Here is a 6,277-nt window from a genome sequence, read left to right as displayed (position 1 = left end):
TTCCTGTGCACAGGCCCGCCCTCGCCCGAGGCGCTGGCCTCCTTTTGTCTTTTTGCTCCCGAGGACGCCCATGTCCCTCCCCGCTCTCTCTTCCCCAGGTGTCTCGCCGGACGAGCTGCGTGTCGCGGCGGAGGAGCTGCGCGAGGCTCCCGCCGAGGTGGTGCTCGCCTGGGTGGAGCGACGCTTCGGGGCGCGCGCGGCCATCGCCTCCAGCTTCGGGGCCGAGGACATGGTCCTCATCGATCTCGCCCGCGGGCACGCGCCGAGCGTGCGCCTGTTCACGCTCGATACGGGTCGGCTGCCGCCGGAGACGTATGAGCTGATGGACGTGGCGCGCCGCCGCTACGGCCTGGAGATCGAGACGTTCTTCCCGGAGCGGGCGCGCGTCGAGGCGCTGGAGTCCACGAAGGGATACTTCTCCTTCAAGCAGAGCATCGAGGAGCGCAAGGAGTGCTGCGGCATCCGCAAGGTGGAGCCGCTGCGGCGCGCGCTGGCGGGGCGGGAGGCGTGGGTGACGGGGCTGCGCCGCGAGCAGTCCGTTACCCGCACGGCGGTCGAGGCGGTGGAGCTCGATGCCACGCACGGGCTGTTGAAGGTGAACCCGCTGGTGCGCTGGAGTGCTCGCGAGACGTGGGCGTACATCAAGGACCACGGCGTCCCCTACAACGCGTTGCATGACCGCGGGTACCCGTCCATCGGGTGCGCGCCCTGCACGCGCGCGGTGAAGCCCTACGAGGACGAGCGCGCCGGCCGCTGGTGGTGGGAGTCCGCCGAGAACCGCGAATGCGGGCTGCACGTGCGTCGCTGACATGCCCACGCTCTCCGCCACCGTCCTCATGAGCACGCCCGTGGATTTTCCGGTGTGCCTGCGCCTGTTGGGCAAGCACGTCCTCCTGGTCGGCGCGGGGAACATCGCCGACGAGCGCGGCCAGCAGCTCCTGGAAGCCGGGGCGCGGCTGCGGGTGGTGTCTCCCCAGGTGAGCCCCACCATCCGCCGGCTCGCCGACGAGGGTCGGCTGGAGCTCGTCGAGCGCGCCTATGCGGCGGGGGACGTGCGCGGGCACGCGGTCGTGTTCGTGGCCACGGATGACAGGGCGGTGAGTCAGGTCGTGGCGGACGAGGCGCGGGCCCTCGGCATCTGGGTGAACACGGCGGACGTGCCCGATCTGTGTGACTTCACGCTCCCCTCGGTGGGGCGGCGAGGCCCCATCGTCGTGGCGGTCTCCACCTCCGGCCAGGCGCCCGCGCTGGCGCGGCTGCTGCGCCAGCGGTTCCTGGAGCAGGTGGTGCCCGGGCACGTGCAGCTGGCCCGGCTCTCGGGATGGCTCCGCGCGCGGCTGCCTCGCGGCCCCGAGCGGATGCGGTTGTTGAAGCAGTTGGTGGAGGGCGAGGTCGGGGAGTTGCTGATTCGCGGTCAGCGCCGGGACGCCTGGGCCCGGGTGCGCACCGCGCTCGAGACTTTTGGAGAGAAGCAATGAGCAAGCAGGTCAACGGAAGAGTCTACCTGGTGGGCGCGGGGCCCGGAGATCCCGGCCTGCTGACGATCCGCGCGGCCTGGCTGCTCGGACGCGCGGATGCGGTGGTCTATGACCGCCTCGTCCACCCCGAGGTGCTGAAGCACGCGCGGCCCCGGGCCCGGCTCCTGTTCGTCGGCAAGGAGGGTGGGGGAGAGTCGGTACGCCAGGAGGAGATCAACGCGCTGATCGTCTCGCAAGCGCGCCTTGGCCGCACGGTGGTCCGGCTCAAGGGTGGAGACCCGTTCGTCTTCGGCCGTGGCGGCGAGGAGGCCCTCGCGCTGGAGGAGGCGGGCATCTCCTATGAGGTGGTGCCGGGCGTCTCCAGCGGCGTGGCGGCTCCGGCGGTGGCGGGGATTCCCGTCACCCACCGGGGCGTGTCGGGTTCGGTGACGTTCGCCACGGGGCACCGCGCCGGGAAGGCGCCGGACTGGGCGCACCTCGCCGGGGCGGAGACGCTGGTGCTGTTCATGGCGGGTGGGCGGCTGGAGGAGGCGACGCTGGCGCTCATCGCCGCGGGTCGCTCGCCGAGCACCCCGACGGCCATCGTGGAAGCGGGTACCTGGGAGCACCAGCGGGTCATCGAGGCTCCGCTCGCGGGTATCGCCCAGCGCGCCCGGGAGGCCGCCGTCGGCTCTCCGGCCCTGCTGGTGGTGGGTGAGGTGGTGTCGCTCCGGTCCCAGCTTCGCTCGCTGGTCCAGTCGGAGCCCGTGGTGTCCGAGAGCGCTCGATTCTTGAAGGCGGAGGCTGGCCATGAGTGAGACACAGTCCGCGCGCCTCTCGCACCTCGCGGTGCTGGAGGCGGAGAGCATCCACATCATCCGGGAGACGGCGGCGGAGTTCGCCAACCCGGTGATGCTCTACAGCATTGGCAAGGACTCGCAGGTGCTGCTGCACCTGGCCCGGAAGGCCTTCTACCCGGCGCCCCTGCCGTTCCCGCTCCTCCATGTGGACACCACCTGGAAGTTCCGGGAGATGTACAGGTTCCGCGACGAGTTCACCGCGAAGCACGGGCTGAAGCTGCTCGTGCACCAGAACAAGAAGGCGCTCGCCGAGGGCATCAACCCCTTCGACCATGGCAGCCAGAAGTACACCCACGCGATGAAGACGCAGTCGCTGCTGGAGGCGCTCGCGCTGCACGGCTTCGACGCGGCCTTCGGCGGCGCGCGGCGCGACGAGGAGAAGTCCCGCGCCAAGGAGCGCGTGTACTCCTTCCGCGACCGTCACGGGCAGTGGGAGCCGCGCCGGCAGCGGCCCGAGCTGTGGAACCTCTACAACGGCCGCATCGACGCGGGCGAGAGCATGCGCGTCTTCCCGCTCTCCAACTGGACCGAGCTGGATGTGTGGCACTACATCCTCAAGGAGCGGATTCCGGTCGTTCCGCTGTACTTCGCCGCCGAGCGCCCGGTGGTGAACCGCAACGGCCAGTGGATCATGGTCGATGACGAGCGGATGCGGCTCAAGCAGGGCGAGCGCCCCACGATGCGTCGGGTGCGCTTCCGCACGCTGGGGTGCTACCCGCTGAGTGGAGCGATCGAGTCCTCGGCCACGACGCTCGAGGGCGTCATCGCCGAGATGATGCAGGCCCGCCAGTCCGAGCGTCAGGGACGGCTGATCGATCACGACGAAGAAGGCTCGATGGAGCTGAAGAAGCGCGAGGGGTACTTCTAATGACCGCCGCGGTGCAGTTGCAGGACGACCAGGACATCCAGCGGTTCCTCGCGGAGCACTCCGACAAGGAGCTGCTGCGCCTCGCGGTGGTGGGCTCGGTGGACGACGGCAAGTCCACGCTCATCGGCCGCCTCCTCTACGAGTGCAATGGCCTGTTCGAGGACCAGGTGAGCGCGGTGAAGCGAGCCAGCGCGGGCGAGGAGATCGACTTCTCGCTCTTCACCGATGGTCTGCGCGCCGAGCGCGAGCAGGGCATCACCATCGACGTGGCCTACCGCTACTTCTCCACGGCGCGGCGGAAGATCATCGTCGCGGACACGCCGGGACACCTCCAGTACACGCGCAACATGGCCACGGGGTCCTCCACGGCCGACGCGGCGGTCATCCTCGTGGACGCGCGCCTGGGCATCCTCCCGCAGACCCGGCGGCATGCGTATATCGCCTCGCTGCTGGGCATTCCCTACCTGGCGGTGGCCATCAACAAGATGGACCTGATGGGCTTCGACCCGGCCGTCTTCGAGCGCCTGTCGACGGAGTTCTCCGCGTTCGCCAGCACGCTCGGCTTCGAGCAGGTCCGCTTCTTCCCCATCAGCGCGCGCGCTGGGGACAACATCACCCTCCCGAGCGCCCGCACGCCGTGGCACGACGGGGACACGTTGCTGGGCTGGCTGGAGTCCCTGCCGCACCAGCGCCGGCTGGACGGCGCGGCCTTCCGCTTCCCCGTGCAGTACGTGCTGCGGCCGAACCTGGATTACCGCGGGTTCGCCGGGCAGATCGCCTCCGGTACGGTGCGCGTGGGCGACGAGGTGGTGGTCTATCCCTCGAAGCGGCGTACGCACATCGCGTCCATCGACACCTTCGATGGCAACCTCCGCGAGGCCAGCTCGCCGTCCTCGGTGACGCTGCGCCTGACCGACGAGGTGGACATCAGCCGGGGCGATCTCATCGCGCACGCCGAGCAGCCCCCGCAGGCACTCCAGCAGCTCGAGGCCATGCTGGTGTGGTTCGGGGAGAAGCCCCTGGACAGCTCGCACCGCTACCTGGTGAAGCACACCTCCAAGTACGTCCCGGCCCACATCGAGCAGGTGCTCTGGCGCAAGGAACTGGAGGACCTGTCCGAGGTCTCCGCCGCTTCCCTGTCGCTCAATGAGATCGGCAAGGTGCGCCTCGTCTGCAAGCGGCCGCTCGTCTGCGACCCCTACACGGACAACCGGAAGACCGGCGCCTTCATCGTCGTGGACCCGCTCACCAACGACACCGTCGCGGCGGGCATGATCCTCGGGCCCTCCGGAGCGCGGGACGATCAGGATGCGCGGTCCCTCATCTCCGCCGGGGAGCGGCGCGCGCGCCTCGGGCAGTCGGGCGCCGTCCTCCTCCTGCCGGCACCGGCGCAAGCGGCGCTGCGCCTGGAGCGGTCCCTGTTCGACCTGGGGAGGCACGTGGCCACCATCCGGGGAGACGCCGAGGCCGCCGTCGCGCTGGCCGAGGCCGGGCTGCTCGCCATCCTCTACACCCCCGTCCCGCAGGCGCGGCTGGGGCTGCGTGACCAGCTCCGCGGCGCCGGCATTTCCTGGCTCGAGCTGGAGCCCTCCGACGACCTGGAGCACCAGGTGAAGCAGATCCTGGCCGCGCAGGAGAAGACGCCGTGACCTCTCCCGTGTCCGCTACCATTCCCGCCCTCGCCGCGCAGCTCGGCGAGGAGAAGGGCGCGCTGCTTCAGCGCCTCGTCGAGGGCCTCGAGCCCTCGGCGCTCAACTGGGTGAGTGGCTACCTCGCCGGCCTCGCGGCCCGGCAGGTGCCCGCCACGTCCGCCCAGCCCGCGGTGGCACCCCAGGCCACGCCGCGGGCCTCGCTCACCATCATCTATGGCACGCAGACGGGTAACAGCCGGCTGCTGGCCGAGCGTCTCAAGCACAAGGCCGAGGCCGCGGGGCTCGCGGTGCGCAGCTTCCGCGCCAGCGACTACAACGTGCGCGAGCTGAAGAACGAGCGGCTCCTGTACGTGGTGATCAGCACCCAGGGGGACGGAGATCCCCCGGACGACGCGCGCGGCTTCTTCGAGTTCATCCAGGGCAAGCGCGCCCCCGCGCTCGGCCAGCTCCGCTACTCGGTGCTGGGGCTGGGCGACTCCAGCTACCCCAAGTTCTGTGAGATCAGCCGCGTCCTCGACGCGCGTTTCGCGGAGCTGGGGGCCACGCGGCTGGTCAATCGCACCGACTGCGACGTGGACTTCGAGTCGATGGCCGAGTCGTGGATCGGCGAGGCCCTGGAGCGTGCGCGGACGGAACTCGGGGCCGAGGCCGGGCTGGCCACGGTGACACCGCTGCGCAGCGTGCCCGTGACGCCCACCTTCAGCCGGGAGAATCCCTATCCCTCCCTGGTGCTCACCAACCAGCGCATCACCGGGCGCGGCGCCCTCAAGGATGTTCGCCACCTGGAGCTGTCGCTGGAGGGCTCGGGCCTGACCTATGAGCCGGGTGACTCCCTCGGGGTGCTGCCCCGGAACCCGCCGGAGTTGGTCTCCGCGCTGCTCTCCGAGCTGAGGCTGGAGGGCTCTACCGAGGTGAAGCGCGAGGGGCGCATCCTGCCGCTGAAGCAGTGGCTGGCGGAGGAGCTGGAGATCACCCGCTTGAGCCGCCCGTTCCTGACGAGCCACGCCACTCGCTCGGGCAACGCGGAACTCCAGCGCCTGCTCGCCCCGGAGGGCGCCGAGTCCCTGCGTGCGCTGCTCGCCAGCCATCAGGTCATCGACCTTCTCCGGACGCACCCCGCGGCGTGGACGGCGGAGGAGCTGGTGGGGGCGCTGCGTCGCCTGACGCCCCGGCTCTACTCCATCTCCTCCAGCCAGAAGCGGGTAGGGGAGGAGGTCCACCTGACGTTGGCCGTGGTGGACTACGAGGCCTTCGGCACGCGCCACGTGGGCGCCGCTTCGAACTACCTGGCCACGCGCGGCGCCAGCCAGGACACGGTGAACGTCTTCATCGAGGCCAACGATCGTTTCCGCCTCCCCAAGGACGCGAGCCGTGACGTCATCATGATCGGCCCTGGCACGGGCGTGGCCCCGTTCCGCGCCTTCGTGCAGGAGCGGGCGG

At 70.4% G+C, this 6,277-nt stretch carries 6 protein-coding genes; all 6 read left to right on the top strand.

Translation table 11 applies throughout. The features are described 5' to 3' along the window. Positions 1 to 70: 70 nt before the first annotated feature. Positions 71 to 808, top strand: coding sequence for a phosphoadenylyl-sulfate reductase (locus VF794_RS20830; protein WP_331113065.1), 738 nt, complete (start codon positions 71 to 73; stop codon positions 806 to 808). Position 809: 1 nt separating this feature from the next. Further along, positions 810 to 1,478, top strand: a complete 669-nt coding sequence (locus tag VF794_RS20825; RefSeq protein ID WP_331113063.1) for a bifunctional precorrin-2 dehydrogenase/sirohydrochlorin ferrochelatase — start codon at positions 810 to 812, stop codon at positions 1,476 to 1,478. After that, positions 1,475 to 2,275 (top strand): uroporphyrinogen-III C-methyltransferase, encoded by an 801-nt coding sequence (gene cobA / locus VF794_RS20820; RefSeq protein WP_331113061.1) that lies wholly within the window; start codon positions 1,475 to 1,477, stop codon positions 2,273 to 2,275. The genes VF794_RS20825 and cobA overlap by 4 nt, the downstream gene beginning before the upstream one ends. Then, positions 2,268 to 3,185: a sulfate adenylyltransferase subunit CysD gene (cysD, locus tag VF794_RS20815; protein ID WP_331113059.1), complete on the top strand. Its 918-nt coding sequence runs from the start codon at positions 2,268 to 2,270 to the stop codon at positions 3,183 to 3,185. Before cobA ends, cysD begins: the two co-directional genes overlap by 8 nt. Beyond that, the gene (locus VF794_RS20810; protein WP_331113057.1) at positions 3,185 to 4,834 is read left to right on the top strand and encodes a sulfate adenylyltransferase subunit 1; all 1,650 of its coding nucleotides are present in this window, start codon (positions 3,185 to 3,187) and stop codon (positions 4,832 to 4,834) included. The genes cysD and VF794_RS20810 overlap by 1 nt, the downstream gene beginning before the upstream one ends. Then, on the top strand, positions 4,831 to 6,277 hold a 1,447-nt coding region (locus tag VF794_RS20805; protein WP_331113055.1), incomplete at its 3' end, for a sulfite reductase flavoprotein subunit alpha. The genes VF794_RS20810 and VF794_RS20805, both read left to right, overlap by 4 nt.

It is taken from the genome of Archangium sp., from assembly GCF_036389735.1.
GTDB lineage: Bacteria > Myxococcota > Myxococcia > Myxococcales > Myxococcaceae > Archangium.
This window is presented reverse-complemented; position numbering and strand designations above follow the sequence as displayed.

Bases quoted from the DNA above. Each gene is read 5' to 3' on its own strand.
- VF794_RS20810 (WP_331113057.1), top strand. From the start codon at position 3,185: ATGACCGCCGCGGTGCAGTTGCAGGACGACCAGGACATCCAGCGGTTC.
- VF794_RS20830 (WP_331113065.1), top strand. From the start codon at position 71: ATGTCCCTCCCCGCTCTCTCTTCCCCAGGTGTCTCGCCGGACGAGCTG.
- cobA (WP_331113061.1), top strand. From the start codon at position 1,475: ATGAGCAAGCAGGTCAACGGAAGAGTCTACCTGGTGGGCGCGGGGCCC.
- cysD (WP_331113059.1), top strand. From the start codon at position 2,268: ATGAGTGAGACACAGTCCGCGCGCCTCTCGCACCTCGCGGTGCTGGAG.
- VF794_RS20825 (WP_331113063.1), top strand. From the start codon at position 810: ATGCCCACGCTCTCCGCCACCGTCCTCATGAGCACGCCCGTGGATTTT.